This window comes from Bacillus sp. SIMBA_031 (assembly GCF_046535225.1).
In the GTDB taxonomy this organism is placed as follows: Bacteria; Bacillota; Bacilli; order Bacillales; family Bacillaceae; genus Bacillus; species Bacillus velezensis.
Genome location: NZ_JAWRXC010000140.1, coordinates 1 through 281, shown reverse-complemented (window position 1 = coordinate 281; position 281 = coordinate 1). Strand labels below are relative to the sequence as shown.

Sequence of the window (281 nt, the reverse complement as noted above, 5' to 3'; positions counted from 1 at the left end):
AACAATGAGCAACAAATCAGTAAAACTAGGAAAAGAAGTAACACTTAACAAAGACGCAGTTACAAAATTACAGGAAGATCAATTAAACAAGGTAAAAGGCGGAAAGAAAGTTGGAGGGATTGACCAAGACCTTGAAGGAAGCTTCAGCTGTGTAGGAGCATCTTGCAACGGATGTGGATAGTCAACAATCAATTAATTAACCAATTCATTAACAATAAAAAATAATAACAATGAGCAACAAATCAGTAAAACTAGGAAAAGAAGTAACACTTAACAAAGAC

At 33.8% G+C, this 281-nt stretch carries 1 protein-coding gene; it reads left to right on the top strand.

The window, feature by feature from the left end:
- The coding region (locus tag SB724_RS19825) for a class I lanthipeptide (RefSeq protein ID WP_410572515.1) at positions 1-181 on the top strand (181 nt) is incomplete at its 5' end.
- Between the last annotated feature and the right edge of the window lie 100 nt (positions 182-281).